The sequence below is a fragment of the Rahnella sp. AN3-3W3 genome, assembly GCF_003263545.1.
Classification (GTDB): Bacteria; Pseudomonadota; Gammaproteobacteria; order Enterobacterales; family Enterobacteriaceae; genus Rahnella; species Rahnella variigena.
The window spans coordinates 1-16,857 of the sequence record NZ_JYDG01000119.1 but is presented as its reverse complement, the minus strand read 5'-3'; the positions used below and the strand labels follow the sequence as shown (position 1 = coordinate 16,857).

Genomic DNA, 16,857 nt, shown 5'->3' with positions numbered 1-16,857 from the left:
CGCATAGGCAGCTTAGAAATTCGCTTTATGCCGCTGAAGCGGCTTTTAGTAGTTCACTGCCGTAAAGCCAGCCTCTGAACGCAAAACTCACCCCACCAAATCCCGCTCAACGAACCCCTTCCGCCATTGTGTTGGTGTCGTCCCCAGCCGCTGGCGGAAATGATGCCGCAACGTTTCCGGCGATCCAAAACCGGCCTGTTCGGCGACGCGGTCAATACTCAGCGTGCCGTTTTCCAGCAGGGCGCAGGCTTTTTCCAGCCGCACGCTCAGCATCCATTCGCCGGGCGTGGTGCCGGTTGCATCATGGAAACGACGCAGGAAGGTGCGGCGGCTCATTCCTGTTTGTGCAGCAAGCTGATCAATCACCATGGGCGTATTGAGATGGCTGCGTAAATCATCAAGCAACGGGGCGAGCGTTTTTGCCGGATACCGCGGAACCGGTTGCTGGATCAGCTGTGCCTGATTTCCTTCACGCAATGGCGGTGTCACCATCCGGCGTGCCGTGCGGTTCGCCACTTCAATGCCGTAATCGCGGCGGATCAGATGCAGACACAAATCGACGCCCGCCGCACCCCCGGCAGAGGTGATGATGCTGCCTTCATCGACATAAATCATGCCGTGCTCAACCTGCACTTTCGGGAATCTTTGTGCCAGAACATCGGTGCTGTTCCAGTGCGCAGTGGCGCGTTTGCCGTCGAGCAAACCGGCAGCGCCAAGCACGAAACTCCCCGCGCAAATCGATACAATCCGCGTGCCGTTGCTGTGCGCTTTTTGCAGCGCGGCAATCAGCCGGTCAGAGGCCGGTTCGTGGATGCTTCGCCAGCCGGGGATCACAATCGTTCCGGCATCTTCCAGCAGCTCCAGCCCGCCATCGACCACCAGCCGCACGCCGCCTTGTGCGCCGAACGTCCCTTCCTCGACCGATGCGACGGCTAAGTCGTATAACGGCTCGCCGGTGAGTTCATCGGCGCGGCCAAAGGCTTCGACAGCAGTGCCGAATTCGAAGGTACACAGACATTCATAGGCCAGCAGCACCAGCCGCCGGTTTCGCGGAGCAGGATTGCGCGGGGAAGACATCAGGGGCAGACCAGCGTTTTGCATACAGGAAAAACCATCAGGTTGGCATAATCTTGACGATACATGGCACACGGGCTGATTTCTACTGTGCCGCCAATCTTTCATGCTGTGTGTCTTTAACTCATCGCAGGATTTAAGCATGAAGAACACACTGGCGCTGATGGCCGTCTGCCTCGCTGCACTGATGTCCGGGCTGGAGATTTCCAGCGTTCCCGTCTTATCACCGGTACTTGAACAGGAACTGCATGCCAGCTTCCGCGAACTTCAGTGGATCATGAACGCCTATACGCTGGCCTGTACCACGGTGCTGATGGCGACCGGTACGCTGGCGGACCGCTATGGCCGGAAACGGGTTTTTATTATCAGTATTATCGCCTTCGGGCTGACTTCGCTGATGTGTGGTCTTGCCACAAGTTCGCAATGGCTTATCGCCGCGCGTTTCGCACAGGGACTGAGTGGTGGCGCAATGCTGACGTGTCTGATTGCGATATTGTCTTCGCAATTTCCGCAAGGAAAAGCGCGCAGTCAGGCGTTTGCCGCATGGGGGATTACGTTTGGTTTCGGCCTGGGATTTGGGCCGATCATCGGCGGCATACTGGTCGCGTGGTTTAACTGGCGCTGGGTGTTTCTGGTTCATGTCTTTATCGCCATATTGACCCTGATTCTGGCGCTGAAAAACGTGGTGGAATCCCGTGACGGACAGGCTAAAAAATTGGATCTCGGCGGATTGATCACGCTGTCGGTCACGGTCATGGGCGCAACGTTTCTCATTACTCAGGGCAGCAGCCTGGGCTTGGGCAGCGTCATCGCGCGTACCGTTCTGCTGGTGACCGCCCTCAGTGCGGGGATGTTTATCTGGATTGAAAAACGTCATCCGCATCCGATGTTTGATTTTTCTGTATTCCGCGTCCGCGCATTTTCCGGTGCGCTGATGGGCTCGGTGGGCATGAATTTCAGCTTCTGGCCACTGATGATTTATCTGCCAGTGTATTACCAGAGCGGGCTGGGTTATGACAGCGTCACGACCGGTCTGGCATTGCTGGCCTACACGTTGCCCACGTTGCTGATGCCGCCGCTCGGTGAAAAACTGACCGCACGTTATGGCGCGTCCCGCATTATCCCGTTCGGGTTATTCACTATCGGCGCGGGCTTTATCCTGATGCTCATCGCCGTCGTTCATCATCTGAGTTTATTGCCGGGCGCACTGCTGGCAGGCATGGCGCTCGGGCTGACCAATACGCCGGTCACGAACACCACCACCGGTTCCGTCGCGGCAAACCGTGCGGGAATGGCGTCTGGTATTGATATCAGCGCGCGGCTGATCACGCTGGCTGTCAACATTGCCCTGATGGGGAGTCTGCTGGTGGCAGGAATTGCCGCCAGCCTTAAAAAAGTTATGCCAGCAGCAGGAGAGTTGTCTTCATTCGCAGAACGTATCGCAGGCGGATCGGTGGTTGAAGGATTACAAACTGCGCAGATTGGACAGGCGCTGACGGATGGATTTGCCGTCATTCTGATCTATGGCGCGGCGGGTGTGTGGATCCTGGCGCTGATGAGTTATTTGCTATTCAACGATAAGGGTCGGCGTAAAACGGTAACGTGCGAGCCGTACTGACTTTAAAAATCAGTGTTGCAGAATGTCTCGCGCTGTTTTGCCTAACCTCTTCCATTTGCCTGAAAAATAGTTATTTTTCCTGCGCATCATTTTACTGCTTATGGCGTTATAGCCCTGCGGGACGGGGCTTAACGAAAAAAACGGGAAGCCAAATGATAATTTGATTAAGTACGACAACTGGCGTACATTGAGGCCACATGAGTTTCAGAGAGATCAAATGGAAGGTGATCGAATGTTTAAAGAATGGAAATATTGAGTTTGAGGCACGACGCGGGATTCAGCTTAAGAATTTGTTGAGTACGGGCGACATCTCGCCCTATGAAGTGGCTGCCTTAATCGGCAGGGCATCTGGAGATAATTATCAGATTCGTCCCTACCATTTTGACAGCAGTATTGATGTCCATATCATCACTGTCAGTAGTGCCGGAGTACCCTGGTACATCAAGTGGTACTTTACAGAGCCTGCCAGTGTTTTTATCAGCGTTCATCATTAAGGAATAATATGATTATTTATAAAGTCGGAGACGAGAAAAAGGCGATGTGTAACGCCTGTGAGGCTTTCCGTACGGTGAGTTATCAGCTGCGCGATGTACCGTTCGATGACGGCAGCGGTATGGTGAAAAATATCATCGCGGGCGTGTGTAAAACCTGCGGCAACGTCGCGGTGATCCCTTATCAGTCTGTGCCAGCTATCAAAAAGCAGTTGCAGATACAACGCAAAGCCGTGGAAAGCCGTGTGCCTGCGCACATGATTGATCTGCTGAATATGGCGAGTGCGGAATTGGGGGCGACCCCTGATTTCGTGCCGTTATTGCTTAAATATTATATCCATCATCTGGCTTCCAGTCCGCAAGGCGCAATGCGTCTGGTGACTATGCTGACGTCCGAACTGGCGACCGGTCTGGCGAATAAGCGTCTTTCACTGAAAGGGCGTGAAATCGGCAATGATATCGAAAAACTTAAAAATCTGTCCCAAATCGACAACACGACCGAATTACTCAAGGGTGTTGTGCTGACCATCCATAACGATCTGCTGGTCAACCCTGACGCTCAACGCATCGCGCTGTTGAAGAGTTTTGTCGCCACTGTTGCCTGACCCCTCGCGTCTCCCCGAAAAAATCCGATCCTCATCACATAAAGTTCCCTCACTTTCTGCCGATAACTATTAAAGATAAATTCAATTCAAAAAGGAACAACATGTTTAACCATATGAAAGTGGTCACGGGGATCGTGATCTTACTGGTGGTCTTCGGTGCTTTACAGTTGGTATCCGGTGGCCTGTTCTTTAAATCGTTGAAGACAGACAAAGACAACTTCACCACGTCTCAGCAGATCCGCTTACAGCAGGCAGAATTCAACGCCAGCTGGATTTATCTGCTGCAGACCCGTAACACGCTCAACCGGGCGGGTATCCGTTTCATGCTCGACGCTAACCAGATGGGCAGCGGTGCCACGGTGAAAGAGCTGGTTGATACGGCGACGAAAGATCTGCAAATTGCCGATCAGCATTTCGCCAATTATCAAAAAATCCCGGTGGATGCCAGCCAGAATCCGCAGTTCGCCGCCGATGCCAAAAAGCAGTATCAGGTTCTGCATGATGCGCTTTCTGAGCTGATCGAGCTGATTGGTCTGGGCCGCATTAACGACTTCTTCGAACAGCCTACACAGCAATATCAGGACAACTTCGAAAAAGCGTTCGTGACCTATATCGAGCAGAACGATCACCTGTACAACGACGCGGTGAAAGTGAGTGAAAACTCCTTCAAACACGCAATGTGGATGCTCGGTTCTGTCCTGATTGTGTTGCTGGTCTTCATCATTCTGGCCTGGACCGGCGTGCAGCGGATCCTGATCCATCCTTTGAAAAATATCGTTGAAACCATCCGCAAAATTGCCACCGGTGATCTCACGCATGAAATAGTCGTGAAAAGCCGTAATGAAATCGGCCAGCTTGCCGATAGTCTCAGGTACATGCAGGACGAACTGATCCGCACGGTTACCGGCGTGCGTCACGGTGCTGATGCTATTTACAGCGGCGCCAGCGAAATTTCGGCGGGTAACAGTGATTTATCTTCCCGTACCGAAGAACAGGCATCGGCGCTGGAAGAAACTGCCGCCAGCATGGAACAGCTGACCGCGACCGTGAAACAGAACGCCGAAAACGCCCGTCAGGCCAGCCAGCTGGCACTGAGCGCGTCAGAAACCGCGCAGAAGGGCGGCAAAGTGGTGGCAAACGTGGTTGATACCATGAATGACATCGCCAGCAGCTCGAAGAAAATCACCGACATCACCGGTGTGATCGACGGAATTGCCTTCCAGACCAACATTCTGGCACTGAACGCCGCGGTTGAGGCCGCCCGTGCAGGTGAGCAGGGACGTGGATTTGCGGTTGTGGCAGGTGAAGTGCGTACCCTGGCGCAGCGCAGCGCGCAGGCAGCAAAAGAAATTAAAGGGCTGATTGACGATTCTGTCAGCCGCATTAATACCGGTTCAGTACTGGCAGAAAGTGCCGGCGAAACCATGAATGACATGGTGAATGCCGTCACACGTGTGACTGACATTATGGGCGAAATCACCTCGGCATCTGATGAACAGAGCCGCGGGATCGAGCAGGTCGCACAAGCTATTACTGAAATGGATCGGGTGACGCAGCAGAACGCCTCACTGGTTGAAGAATCCGCTTCCGCTTCGGCGGCACTGGAAGAGCAGGCCAGCCTGCTGACGCAATCTGTGGCCGTGTTTACGCTGAGTCAGACCACAAATAACAACGTGCGCCAGAACCCGGCCTCTTCGGCAAGGCTGCCTCTGTTGACTCCGAACCTTTCAGGTTCTAAAGCCGGAAAAGGTGGAGCACAAAGTACAGATTTAACTGAGAACTGGGAAACCTTCTAAGCACATACATCAACATCGCTACCCAAAATAGTCAGGTTTGCAGAAAGGCGGCAAAAGAGGAAATCCCGATGAGCTTACTTCAGTAAGTGATTCGGGGACTCAGCGCAGACAACGCCTCTGCAGACCTGAATAACAAGGGTATTAAGAAATAAGGTGCCGGTCAGGGCTGACACCTAACGAGGTTATCCATGTTTAAGCACATCCGTGTGTCCACCTGCATGTTTTTGTTATTGATCGTATTTTTTGTGATGCAACTGGTGAGCAGTGGCTTATCACTTTATGCCGCCCACACGGATAAAATGAATTTTGAGCAGATATCGAATACTGCTGAGCAGCGTGACGCGCTGAACCAGAGCTGGTCATATCTGCTGCAAACCCGCAACACACTGAACCGCGCGGCCACGCGTCTGGCGCTGAAACAGCCTCAGGAAACCGTGACGCAACTGATGGTTGACGCGAATAACAGCCTGAAAAGTGCTGAAGATTCTTACGCTGCTTTCCTGGCTCTGCCGCGCAGAACCGAAAAGGCTTCCGAGCTGACCACCGTTAACAAAGCCAGCTACGAAGCATTGCACGGAATGTTGCAGGTGCTGATTGATTCGTTATCGCGCGGTGACATGGAGGCGTTTCTCGCCAGTCCGACGCAAAAATATCAGGATCAGTTCCAGCAGGAAGTTGGTAATTATGTCGCCTATGTCAGTGGCCGTTTCCAGCAGGCACAGACCCAGACTGCGGCGTCTTATCAGAGCGTGATGATCAACACCACGGTGATCACCCTGTTATTGCTGGCGCTGACCGCCCTGGCGCTGGTCGTTACCCGCCGGATCCTGTTCCGTCCGCTGACCACCATGCGTGCCCATTTTGACCGTATCGGTTCCGGCGATATTTCTGCGCCGATCGTGGCGGAAGGGCGCTACGAAATCAAAGTGATGCTCGAAAGTCTGCAACAGATGCAGACCTCGCTGGCAGAAACGGTGCGTACTGTGCGCCACGGCGCTGACACCATGTTCGCTGGCCTGAAAGGCATCGCGGCGGGCAATACCGATTTGTCTTCGCGTACCGAACAACAAGCCTCTGCGCTGGAAGAAACCGCCGCCAGCATGGAACAGCTGACCGCCACCGTGAAGCAGAACGCTGAGAACGCCCGTCAGGCGACACAGCTGGCGCGTGACGCCTCAAATACTGCAGAAAAAGGCGGTGAACTGACCGGCAATGTGGTGAAGACCATGAATGACATCGCAGGCAGCTCGAAAAAAATCAGTGCCATTACCAGCGTGATTGATGGCATTGCGTTCCAGACCAACATTCTGGCGCTGAACGCCGCAGTAGAAGCCGCCCGTGCCGGTGAGCAGGGTCGCGGATTTGCGGTGGTAGCCGGTGAAGTGCGTAGCCTCGCGCAGCGTAGCGCACAGGCCGCGAAGGAAATCAAAGCGCTGATTGATGAATCTGTCAGCCGCGTCAGCCAGGGTTCCGTGCTGGTGGAATCCGCCGGTAACACCATGGATGACATCGTTCGCGCCGTGACGCGCGTGACCGACATCATGGGCGAAATCGCCTCAGCCTCTGACGAGCAAAGTCGCGGCATCGAGCAGGTTTCTATAGCCGTCACGCAGATGGATCAGGTGACGCAGCAGAACGCCACGCTGGTTCAGCAGGCCGCTTCTTCCACGCATACGCTGGAAGCGGAGTCTGAAAACCTGACCCGCGCGGTCTCGGTGTTCCGTCTTGCCTCCGCCGGGAGTGCTCAGCCGCGACACAACGGTCCGGCGCAGGGTTTTACACCACGTCAGGTGGCGCAACCCGCGTTAATTGCGGCGCCCGCGCGAGCAGGTTCTGCGGATAACTGGGAAACCTTCTGATAAGGCCATCTGATGAAAAGTCGCGGATGAACAGTCAGCGGATGAAGAGTGAATTGGGTACCCGTTACACCACCTGTCCCTTTAATGGAGCTGCACCATGAATCAACCAGGCTCGCCAATGAGTGCTGATAACACTTCGATCATGGCACAGATGATCCAGCGTTTACCGCTGTCAGATACCCATTTTCGCCGGATAAGTGAACTTATCTATCAACGTGCAGGAATTGTACTGGCAGACCATAAACGCGAAATGGTCTACAACCGCCTGGTCCGGCGGTTGCGTATCCTCGGGCTGAACGACTTTGGCAGTTATATGGCGTTACTGGAAAACGACAGCAACAGCCCGGAATGGCAGGCGTTTATTAACGCACTGACCACCAACCTGACGGCGTTTTTCCGTGAAGCACACCACTTCCCGATCCTGGCGGAGCATGCCCGATCCCGCCCGAATAATTACAGTGTGTGGAGCACGGCGGCGTCGACAGGTGAAGAGCCGTATTCCATCGCCATGACGCTCAGTGAAGCACTGGGTCCGCGCATGGCGAGCTGCCGTATTCAGGCCAGTGACATTGATACGCAGGTGCTGGAAAAAGCTACGGCGGGCGTTTACCGGCTGGAAGAGTTGCGCACGCTCAGCCCGCAACAGTTACAGAAATTTTTCCTCAAAGGCACCGGCCCTCACAGCGGCCTGGTGCGTGTGCGTCCCGAGTTGGCGCAGATGGTGGCTTTCCAGCAACTGAATTTGCTGGCGAACCAGTGGCAGCTTAACGGTCCTTTTGATGCGATTTTCTGCCGTAATGTGATGATTTATTTCGATAAAGAAACACAGGAGAAAATTTTACGCCGGTTTGTTCCGTTACTTAAACCGGGTGGTCTGATGTTTGCCGGACACTCCGAGAACTTCAGCCAAATCAGCCGGGAATTTTATTTGCGCGGTCAGACCGTCTACGGCCTCGCCAAGGAGAGGTAATGAATAAAATCAGAGTGTTGAGCGTCGATGATTCGGCGTTAATGCGTCAGCTGATGACTGAAATCATTAACAGCCATCCGGATATGGAAATGGTGGCGACTGCGCCGGATCCGCTGGTGGCGCGTGATCTCATCAAAAAATTCAACCCTGACGTACTGACGCTGGATGTTGAAATGCCGCGTATGGACGGACTGGATTTTCTGGAAAAGCTGATGCGCCTGCGCCCGATGCCGGTGGTCATGGTGTCGTCGCTGACCGGTAAAGGCTCGGAAATCACCCTGCGTGCGCTGGAGCTGGGGGCGATTGATTTCGTCACCAAACCGCAGCTGGGGATCCGCGAAGGCATGCTGGCTTACAGCGAAATGATTGCCGACAAAATTCGTACCGCGTCAAAAGCGCGTCTGAATAAAAGCGTCAATACCGAACAGCCGCGCATTCTCAGCCATACGCCGCTGCTGAGCAGTGAAAAGCTGATTGCGATCGGGTCATCGACCGGTGGTACCGAGGCTATCCGCCACGTGTTGCAACCGCTGCCGCCGACCTGTCCGGCGCTGATGATTACACAACATATGCCACCGGGTTTTACCCGCTCGTTTGCGGAACGTCTGAACAAGCTGTGTCAGATCACCGTGAAAGAGGCCGAGGACGGCGAACGCGTTTTGCCGGGTCACGCGTATATCGCGCCGGGCGACCGGCATATGGAACTGGCGCGCAGTGGCGCCAACTATCAGGTTAAGTTGAACGACGGTCCGGCAGTGAACCGCCATCGTCCGTCGGTTGACGTGTTATTCCGTTCGGTGGCGCAGTTCGCCGGACGCAATGCCGTCGGGGTGATCCTGACGGGAATGGGCAATGACGGCGCTGCCGGCATGTTCGAGATGCACCGCGCGGGGGCTTATACCCTTGCACAAAACGAAGCCAGCTGTGTGGTTTTCGGTATGCCTCGCGAGGCTATCGCCACCGGCGGCGTAAACGAAGTGGTGGATCTCAGCCAAATCAGTCAGCGGATGCTGGCACAAATATCAGCCGGTCAGGCATTACGTATTTAATTTTTCAGCCTTGTGCTGGGTAGCAAACCTTAGGAGTAGATAAAACATGGCCGATCCAAATCTGAGATTCCTGGTAGTAGACGACTTCTCTACCATGCGTCGTATCGTGCGTAACCTGCTGAAAGAACTGGGCTTCAACAACGTTGAAGAAGCGGAAGACGGCGTTGATGCGCTGAACAAACTGCGTGCTGGCGGTTTTGACTTCGTGGTATCCGACTGGAACATGCCAAACATGGACGGTCTGGATCTGCTCAAAACCATCCGTGCAGATGGCGCGCTGGCTAAATTGCCGGTGCTGATGGTGACGGCAGAAGCGAAGAAAGAAAACATCGTTGCCGCCGCGCAGGCCGGTGCCAGTGGTTATGTCGTGAAACCATTTACCGCCGCCACGCTGGAAGAAAAGCTGGGCAAAATATTCGAAAAACTGGGCATGTAGGAGCACACCTATGGCAGAGATACCAATGCCTGCAAATGATGCAGCAACCGCGGGCGATATCATCGCCCGCATTGGGCAACTGACCCGTATGTTGCGTGACAGTATGCGTGAACTTGGCCTGGATCAGGCCATTGCTCAGGCAGCTGAAGCGATCCCGGATGCACGCGATCGTCTCGATTATGTGGTCACCATGACAGCACAGGCCGCCGAACGCGCCCTGAACTGTGTGGAAGCCGCGCAACCTCGTCAGAACAAACTTGAATCTGCCGCGAAGAAACTCGATAAGCGCTGGGATGAATGGTTTGAGAATCCGATTGAATTATCGGATGCACGCGAGCTGGTGACAGACACCCGCAGCTACCTGAAAGAGATCCCTGAGCACACCAGCTTTACCAATGCTCAGCTGATGGAAATCATGATGGCGCAGGACTTCCAGGATCTGACCGGTCAGGTAATCAAACGCATGATGACCGTGGTTCAGGAAATTGAAAATCAGCTGTTGATGGTGCTGATGGAAAATATTCCAGAACAACAGGTTAAGCAGAAACGCGAAACTGACAGCCTGCTGAACGGCCCGCAACTCGACGCTAACGGTGTCGGCGTGGTGGCCTCGCAAGAACAGGTTGATGATCTGCTGGATTCATTAGGTTTCTGATGAAGAACGTGTTGTGCCCATCCGTTTTCTGTGACAGGGAGCGGATGGGATGTTAGCTCCCTTTCCTGCGTTTTTCCTCCCTGTGTCCCCGCAAATGCTTTGCATAACGTTTCACTCAAATTATTTTTAAAAATTTTTGCCGTCTCAGGATCCGCTATTCTTAATATTTTCTGAGAAATATCCTGCATCATAAATCAGGCAGATCTGGCATCGGGCACGGCTGAATTTATCCGGTGCGCTTTATCTTAATTTTATATCAGAAAACTCCTGTGACCTGTGTAACCGAACGGTTGAGTTTGCTCGCATTATGTCATTTCAGGTGTATTGCCCAATTAAAAAACCACCGTTACAATGCGCCGCATCCGATAATGAAATCCTGAATGTTTATATTCAAGGGGATTATTTCGGAGTGCAGGGGGACATGTTTTAATCATGTTTTCTCTGTGCGGGGAATCACTGGAAACAGGTCAGTGAATAATATCTCCAGACTATTGTTATATTAATTCTAACTAAATAAGGATATCACAGATGAAAAAGATCAACATGAATGAAGCAAGCGCAATTGTTGGCGGTACCACGACTTGCGTAAACAGCTTTGAATTAAACCTGGTGGGTGATGCAACTGTTTGTAACGCAGTGAAAACCTGTACTGACAAAAATGGCGTTGTGACTAAAACCTTCACCGCTGCAGCAATCATCAACTGCGGTAACGTAGGCTGAGAAACATCCGTTTCTTATTAAATCAGAATAAATAGTTTTACTGTTTTTCTGACAGGGCGTTGTATTTCATATGCAACGCCCGCCTGATATTTCCCCGGTGAGCGTCGCGTATTATTATTTCAGGATGAAAAGCCTCCCATGAAAAAAAGAATTCTGCCCATTCTGGCGTATACCGTTTTTGTCGCGGTTATTTCAGCGCTGATTACGACAGCCTGGATCCATTACCTTGTGCGCAACCAAACCAGCGATGACGGACAACAGGTTCTGACGTCGCTGTCGGCGGATAAATTAGCCAAAAGTCCGATTACGGATGGTGAAGATATTATTGAAATCTTCTCATACGGTTGTCATTACTGTGCATTAAACGAAAAGAATGTTGAGGCGCTGGAAAAACGTATGCCAGCGGGTAAGAAACTGGTTCGCCTGCATTTCAGCCTGGATAATCAGGGCGGACTGGCGCGCTTTGCACCGGTATTTGCCACATTGCAGGTGATGGGCATTGAAGAAGCCCACCGTGAGAGCGCCTATGACGCGGTCATGAAAAATCACATCGATTTGGGTGATCCTGCAAAACGAGATGCGTGGCTGGCAGAGAATAAGATAAATGTAGATGAATACCATAAAGTCAGTCAGTCGGCAGAAGTCAAAGACCTGCTCGATTATATGACCCGCGTTTCACAGTATTACGACATTAATGCCACCCCGACCTTTATTGTGGGCAAAAAATGGGTAGCGATTCAGGATCGTGATTTCCCGTCATTCTCTGACAAATTACTCTCTATTTTGAAGAATGATCAGGCGCCGGAGAAATAATGAAATTCGTTGCCCTGTGGTGCGCGCTGTTTTGGAAAAACCTCACCGTCAGATGTCAGTGGTTTTTGTATAAACTCCGACTTACTGGCTACAGGGCGCATTGTTTATTATTCCGGCACATGCATTATCGCGTTATTTTTGCTTTGTCCCACGTCAGACGCTTTTTAGGGCTGACAGGCCGCGATGTGAAATTACGGGCGGCGGTTGCGCAGTCTAACCGTCAGTGTCTGATGAATGACAATAAGAAATTTGATTATATCTGGCTGACCCAGCGGCGACAGTTGCTGATTCAGGCGGTGACCTACGGACAGAATCGTCGTGCATTACGTGAGCTGGCCGACTGCTCGGCCCGGCTCAATGCGGTGGTCGAGCCGCTGCAACGCGCCGGTCAGCCGGTGATCCTCGCGCCACTACACATGGTGTCGGACGTACTCAGTACCATGGTCGGTGCCGCGGCGTTTCCGGGTAAAGCAACGGTCATTACCTCGCGCAGCGCGGATGCACATTCCGCAGCGGAACGGCAACTGGGTGGCGTCGATCTGACCTATTGTTCAATACATGAAGATAATAAAAATATTGCCGGGAATCTGATGACGTCGGTCATGGAGGCCGCCGATAACCAGCGGAATATTATTTTATTTCCGGATATCACGCCTGATTTCACGCAGTTCGCCAGTAAAGACAAAGCTGAAAAATTATCCTGCCGGATATTTGGTCGTCCCGCCAGTTTACACAGCGGTATTATCCGGCTGGCACGAATGATGTCTGCGAAGGTGATTTTTTATCATCTTTATTATGACAAGGGGTTGAATATCGTTATTCATGACCCGGTCAGTGCAAAAGAATTAAAAGAAAAAATGCCGCGCATTATTGAACAAAGTATTCGTGAACACTCAACCGACTGGATGCTGTGGCATTCACATTCGTTATTTTTTATTAATGAGTGAAAACCCATCCGCAACAGCGCAGCGATATTACTGAAAAGAACAGGGCGTTTTAAGGTATCGATTATGGATAATATTATTCCTAAGCTGGTTTATCAGGCAGAAACGAACGAATGCGCGCTGGCCTGTGTTTCTATGCTGGCGGAAACTCAGGGCATCAGCGCGCCGCTGGACGTGTTACGCGAACGTTTCCCGACATCGTCTCACGGCACCGCGCTGTCAACCCTGTGCGACATCTTATCTGAGCTGGCGATCCCGGCGTATCCGGTGGCGTTTGATTTCGATGAGCTGGCAGAACTGCCTTTACCCGCCATTTTGCACTACGGTGCCAGTCACTATGTCCTGCTGGCCTATCGTCAGGGGAGCTATGTCTGCGTGATGAATCCGGCGATTGGCGAACAGCTTCTGCCGGTTGCCGCGCTCAGATCTGAAATCAGTGGTTACGCGGTGGTGCTCGATCAGGAGGCGCCGCGCACTGCGCAACCGGCAGAAAAACAACCGCGCACGCGTCGTTTCCGCGCACTCGAATGCATGAGCCTGAAACAAACGGCGGCCATCCCCGGCATTTACAAGCTGATGTTGCTGGCATTTCTGGTGTCACTGACCTTGTTCATCATGCCGGTGATGGTCAGCTCGGCAATCAACAACGTTTTCTCTTCCGGCGGCAAAACCGAATTCCCGTATTTCTATTACCTGCTGGCCTTCGTGGTCTCGACGCTGCTGGCGTTTATTGTGCGCAGCGTAACTGAGCGTTTTATCAAACGTTTTGTCGTGATGCAAAGCGTTAGCGGTTTTGCCCGGTTGCTGAACAACACGCTCTCTTTCTTTGAGAAACGCAGCCCCGGTGAAATCTACAGCCGTTTCTCCAACTGGCAGATGGCGGCGGCGCAAAAAATCGAGCTGGACAACGGCCTGCGCGTGGACTGGGTCGTCGGCGTGATTGCGCTGGCGGTGATGTGCTATATCAGCCCGCTGCTGGCCGGTATTTCCGCCATCGGCGTCACGCTGATGGGGCTGGTCAGCGTCTGGGCGATTTTCCGCGACCGCTATTACACCCAGCAGGTTCAGGTAAAGAGTGCAGAACAAAGCGACTTCCTGCTGGAAACTATTCAGGGTTTCGCCACGCTCAAATCCGCCGGACTGAACAGCCAGCGTCAGGCGGCATTCGCCGGATATGCGCTGTCGCTGTTTGACTGCCGCCAGAAACAGAAAGTGTACGAGCAGGTGAAAAGCAGCCTGTATCAGCTGATTGGCAGCCTCGAGATGGTGTTCTTTATGCTGCTGGCGCTGCCGTTGCTGAAAGATAACCGGATTTCACTGGGTGAATTCTTCGCCTACAGCTTCGTCCGTCAGATTTTTACCGCTTACATCACGCAGATTTTCTTCTCCGTGCTGCAAAAGAATCAGCTGCACGTGATTGATACCCGCGCCGCCGATCTGTTCCCGCCGGTCAGGGAAGAGGCCTCCGGTGACTTACTGCCGCCTGTCCGTTTCAGCCAGGAGCTCAGCTACCGGGAACTTCAGTTTGCTTACGATCCCGGTAAACCGGTGCTGGACCACGTGTCGGTGACGGTGCGTCATGGCGAAACGCTGGCGATTGTCGGTGAGTCGGGCGCGGGGAAAAGTACGCTGCTGAAAGTCATTACCGGACTTATCGAACCTCAGGGCGGAGAAATCCTGGCCGACGGACAGCCGGTCAGCAGTCGTCAGGCACAGAAGCTGTTCTTCCTGCAAAGCCAGGAGGACATCCTGTTCAATACCAGCGTTCTGCAAAACATCACGCTGTTTGATCGTGAACACGACGCGCAGAAGCAACTGCGTATCGATAAGTCGCTGCGCGGGCTGAACCTGACGGAGGTGATCGACCGTCTGCCAGGCAAACAAAACGCGCTGATCCGCGAAAGCCATCCCGCGCTGTCGCTGGGGCAACGTCAGCGTCTGATGCTGGCACGTGCGATGTACAGCGATTGTCCGGTGATGGTGCTGGATGAGCCGACGGCCAATCTCGATGAAGAGACGGCGCAGCAGGTGATGCAAACCCTGATCAGCCATTGCCGTGAATACGGAAAAACCCTGATCACCGTAACGCACAGTGAAACCGCGCTGGCGTTGTTTGACCGGGTCTGTGTAATGAGAGATGGCCGCGTCACCGCGACAACGGGCGCTGTGATTTCCGCTTTCACCCCGCAAGGAGAACCGGTGTGAGTTTCTCAATCAGACACATCGCCGCCGGACACCGCAAGGCATTTTATACGCTGATCCTTGTGGTGTTGATCCTGCTGGCCGGGGCTGCGTACGGCGTACACAGCATGATGTCCGGCACCGCCGCGCCGCTGGTCTCACAGGCCATAGGTCGCGGGGATATCGAAAAAACCGTACTGGCGACCGGTATCCTCAAGCCTTCCGCGCAGGTCAACGTCGGTGCGCAGGTCAACGGTCAGTTAAAGAAACTGTATGTCCGTGCGGGCGACCGGGTCACCAAAGGCCAGTTACTGGCCGAAATCGACCCGACGCTGCAACAGAGCGAACTGCGTAAATCCGAAGCGGAACTCGACAGTGCCGTGGCGCAAAAACAGGCGTCGCTGTACACGCTGACGCAATATCAGCTGGAGCTGAAACGTCAGTTACAGATGGATCGCGATGGCTCAGGTACCAAAAGTAATCTCGAGCAGGCGCAGGCTAAAGTCGATACCCAGAAAGCGCAGATCAAAGTCAACGAAGCGCAGATTGTGCAGGCGCAGATGGCGCTGGAAACGGCGAAAGCCAATCTGGGCTATACGCGGATCCTGGCACCGGTGGACGGGCAGGTGCTCGGCATCGTCACCAAAGAAGGGCAAACCGTGGTCTCCTCGCAGACCGCGCCGACCATTCTGGTGCTGGCCAATGTCGATACCATGACGGTTCAAACCCGTATTTCAGAAACCGACATCCTGAAAGTGCATCCTGGTCAGCCGCTGTGGTTTTACGTGGTCGCCGATCCCAAACATCGTTATCAGAGCGTCATGGGCACCTTGCAGGACGCGCCAAACGACGCTTTACAGGATGAAAGCACCAGCAGCCAGACTCAGCAACCTTCTGCCGTCTATTACAACGGCGTGTTCAGCGTGCCGAATCCCGATCATCTGCTGCGCACCTCAATGACCGCGCAGGTATTTATCATCACCGAACAGGCTAAAAATGTGTTGCGTCTGCCGGTGATGGCACTGGGTCAGCCACTGGGCGATGACCGGTATCAGGTGCAGGTGGTGAACGGCGACAAGACCGAACAACGGGTGATCCGTGCGGGCATTAATGACCGTCAGTTTGTCGAAGTGAAAGACGGGCTGCGCGAAGGTGAGCACGTGGTGATGATGCAAAATGAGGCGGAGACGGCAAATGGCTAATTCTCCGGTCATCGAACTTTCGCATATCTCCCGCCGTTTTGGTGAGGGCAACGCTGCCGTCACCGTGCTCAAAGATATTTCCCTGCGCGTCAATGCCGGGCAAATGCTGGCGATTATAGGCGCGTCCGGTTCGGGTAAATCGACGCTGATGAACATTCTCGGTTGTCTGGATAAGCCGTCGGAAGGCGAAATGCGCATTATGGATGTGCCTGCGCATGCGGCGACCAGCGAACAGCTGGCGCAATTGCGCAGCCAGTATCTGGGCTTTATTTTTCAGCGCTATCACCTGATGCCGTATCTCACGGCCCTCGAAAACGTCACCATTCCGGCGCTGTATACCGACATGCCTGCGGCGGCGCGTCAGGCGCGGGCGGAACATTTGCTCAACCGGTTAGGGCTTGGCAACCGCATGAATTACCGGCCCGCGCAGCTTTCCGGCGGGCA

At 53.5% G+C, this 16,857-nt stretch carries 16 protein-coding genes; 15 read left to right on the top strand and 1 reads right to left on the bottom strand.

Annotation, left to right across the window (positions count from 1 at the left end):
• Positions 1 to 87 precede the first annotated feature (87 nt).
• Positions 88 to 1,101: a helix-turn-helix domain-containing protein gene (locus UC15_RS24210; protein ID WP_112291607.1), complete on the bottom strand. Its 1,014-nt coding sequence runs from the start codon at positions 1,099 to 1,101 to the stop codon at positions 88 to 90.
• A 115-nt stretch (positions 1,102 to 1,216) separates the two neighbouring features.
• On the opposite strand from UC15_RS24210, the gene UC15_RS24205 reads away from it, so the two are divergent.
• From UC15_RS24205 to UC15_RS24135, 15 genes are all read left to right on the top strand, one after another.
• Positions 1,217 to 2,692: an MFS transporter gene (locus UC15_RS24205; protein WP_112291605.1), complete on the top strand. Its 1,476-nt coding sequence runs from the start codon at positions 1,217 to 1,219 to the stop codon at positions 2,690 to 2,692.
• A gap of 197 nt (positions 2,693 to 2,889) precedes the next feature.
• Complete coding sequence (locus UC15_RS24200) at positions 2,890 to 3,186, top strand: hypothetical protein (RefSeq protein WP_112291603.1); 297 nt, start codon at positions 2,890 to 2,892, stop codon at positions 3,184 to 3,186.
• 8 nt (positions 3,187 to 3,194) lie between these two features.
• Positions 3,195 to 3,788 (top strand): hypothetical protein, encoded by a 594-nt coding sequence (locus UC15_RS24195; protein WP_112291601.1) that lies wholly within the window; start codon positions 3,195 to 3,197, stop codon positions 3,786 to 3,788.
• A 101-nt stretch (positions 3,789 to 3,889) separates the two neighbouring features.
• On the top strand, positions 3,890 to 5,584 hold the full coding sequence (locus UC15_RS24190; protein ID WP_112291599.1) for a methyl-accepting chemotaxis protein: 1,695 nt from the start codon (positions 3,890 to 3,892) through the stop codon (positions 5,582 to 5,584).
• A 188-nt stretch (positions 5,585 to 5,772) separates the two neighbouring features.
• On the top strand, positions 5,773 to 7,443 hold the full coding sequence (locus tag UC15_RS24185; protein ID WP_112291597.1) for a methyl-accepting chemotaxis protein: 1,671 nt from the start codon (positions 5,773 to 5,775) through the stop codon (positions 7,441 to 7,443).
• A 97-nt stretch (positions 7,444 to 7,540) separates the two neighbouring features.
• Complete coding sequence (cheR, locus tag UC15_RS24180) at positions 7,541 to 8,413, top strand: protein-glutamate O-methyltransferase CheR (protein ID WP_101078653.1); 873 nt, start codon at positions 7,541 to 7,543, stop codon at positions 8,411 to 8,413.
• Positions 8,413 to 9,462 carry a chemotaxis response regulator protein-glutamate methylesterase gene (locus UC15_RS24175; RefSeq protein ID WP_112291595.1) on the top strand — a complete coding sequence of 350 codons (1,050 nt, stop codon included), beginning with the start codon at positions 8,413 to 8,415 and terminating at the stop codon, positions 9,460 to 9,462. The genes cheR and UC15_RS24175 overlap by 1 nt, the downstream gene beginning before the upstream one ends.
• 46 nt (positions 9,463 to 9,508) lie before the next feature.
• On the top strand, positions 9,509 to 9,898 hold the full coding sequence (cheY, locus tag UC15_RS24170) for a chemotaxis response regulator CheY (RefSeq protein ID WP_104922338.1): 390 nt from the start codon (positions 9,509 to 9,511) through the stop codon (positions 9,896 to 9,898).
• Positions 9,899 to 9,908: 10 nt separating this feature from the next.
• Entirely contained in the window at positions 9,909 to 10,553 is a 645-nt protein-coding gene (gene cheZ / locus UC15_RS24165) for a protein phosphatase CheZ (RefSeq protein WP_112291593.1), read from the top strand.
• Between the two features lie 528 nt (positions 10,554 to 11,081).
• Entirely contained in the window at positions 11,082 to 11,273 is a 192-nt protein-coding gene (locus UC15_RS24160; protein WP_095922324.1) for a DUF4762 family protein, read from the top strand.
• Between the two features lie 138 nt (positions 11,274 to 11,411).
• Complete coding sequence (locus UC15_RS24155; protein ID WP_112291591.1) at positions 11,412 to 12,086, top strand: DsbA family protein; 675 nt, start codon at positions 11,412 to 11,414, stop codon at positions 12,084 to 12,086.
• Between the two features lie 185 nt (positions 12,087 to 12,271).
• The gene (locus UC15_RS24150) at positions 12,272 to 13,033 is read left to right on the top strand and encodes an ABC transporter (protein WP_232829985.1); all 762 of its coding nucleotides are present in this window, start codon (positions 12,272 to 12,274) and stop codon (positions 13,031 to 13,033) included.
• A 63-nt stretch (positions 13,034 to 13,096) separates the two neighbouring features.
• On the top strand, positions 13,097 to 15,235 hold the full coding sequence (locus UC15_RS24145; RefSeq protein ID WP_112291587.1) for a peptidase domain-containing ABC transporter: 2,139 nt from the start codon (positions 13,097 to 13,099) through the stop codon (positions 15,233 to 15,235).
• Between the two features lie 104 nt (positions 15,236 to 15,339).
• A complete protein-coding gene (locus UC15_RS24140) occupies positions 15,340 to 16,413 on the top strand; it encodes an efflux RND transporter periplasmic adaptor subunit (RefSeq protein ID WP_112291609.1) in 1,074 nt (357 codons plus the stop codon).
• Positions 16,406 to 16,857: ABC transporter ATP-binding protein (locus UC15_RS24135; protein WP_157961032.1), on the top strand; the 452-nt coding region annotated here is incomplete at its 3' end. The genes UC15_RS24140 and UC15_RS24135, both read left to right, overlap by 8 nt.

Coding starts and splice junctions, on each gene's coding strand:
- UC15_RS24155 (WP_112291591.1), top strand. CDS start 11,412: ATGAAAAAAAGAATTCTGCCCATTCTGGCGTATACCGTTTTTGTCGCG.
- UC15_RS24175 (WP_112291595.1), top strand. CDS start 8,413: ATGAATAAAATCAGAGTGTTGAGCGTCGATGATTCGGCGTTAATGCGT.
- cheR (WP_101078653.1), top strand. CDS start 7,541: ATGAATCAACCAGGCTCGCCAATGAGTGCTGATAACACTTCGATCATG.
- cheZ (WP_112291593.1), top strand. CDS start 9,909: ATGGCAGAGATACCAATGCCTGCAAATGATGCAGCAACCGCGGGCGAT.
- UC15_RS24185 (WP_112291597.1), top strand. CDS start 5,773: ATGTTTAAGCACATCCGTGTGTCCACCTGCATGTTTTTGTTATTGATC.
- UC15_RS24195 (WP_112291601.1), top strand. CDS start 3,195: ATGATTATTTATAAAGTCGGAGACGAGAAAAAGGCGATGTGTAACGCC.
- UC15_RS24205 (WP_112291605.1), top strand. CDS start 1,217: ATGAAGAACACACTGGCGCTGATGGCCGTCTGCCTCGCTGCACTGATG.
- UC15_RS24145 (WP_112291587.1), top strand. CDS start 13,097: ATGGATAATATTATTCCTAAGCTGGTTTATCAGGCAGAAACGAACGAA.
- UC15_RS24160 (WP_095922324.1), top strand. CDS start 11,082: ATGAAAAAGATCAACATGAATGAAGCAAGCGCAATTGTTGGCGGTACC.
- UC15_RS24200 (WP_112291603.1), top strand. CDS start 2,890: ATGAGTTTCAGAGAGATCAAATGGAAGGTGATCGAATGTTTAAAGAAT.
- UC15_RS24190 (WP_112291599.1), top strand. CDS start 3,890: ATGTTTAACCATATGAAAGTGGTCACGGGGATCGTGATCTTACTGGTG.
- cheY (WP_104922338.1), top strand. CDS start 9,509: ATGGCCGATCCAAATCTGAGATTCCTGGTAGTAGACGACTTCTCTACC.
- UC15_RS24210 (WP_112291607.1), bottom strand. CDS start 1,101: ATGCAAAACGCTGGTCTGCCCCTGATGTCTTCCCCGCGCAATCCTGCT.
- UC15_RS24140 (WP_112291609.1), top strand. CDS start 15,340: ATGATGTCCGGCACCGCCGCGCCGCTGGTCTCACAGGCCATAGGTCGC.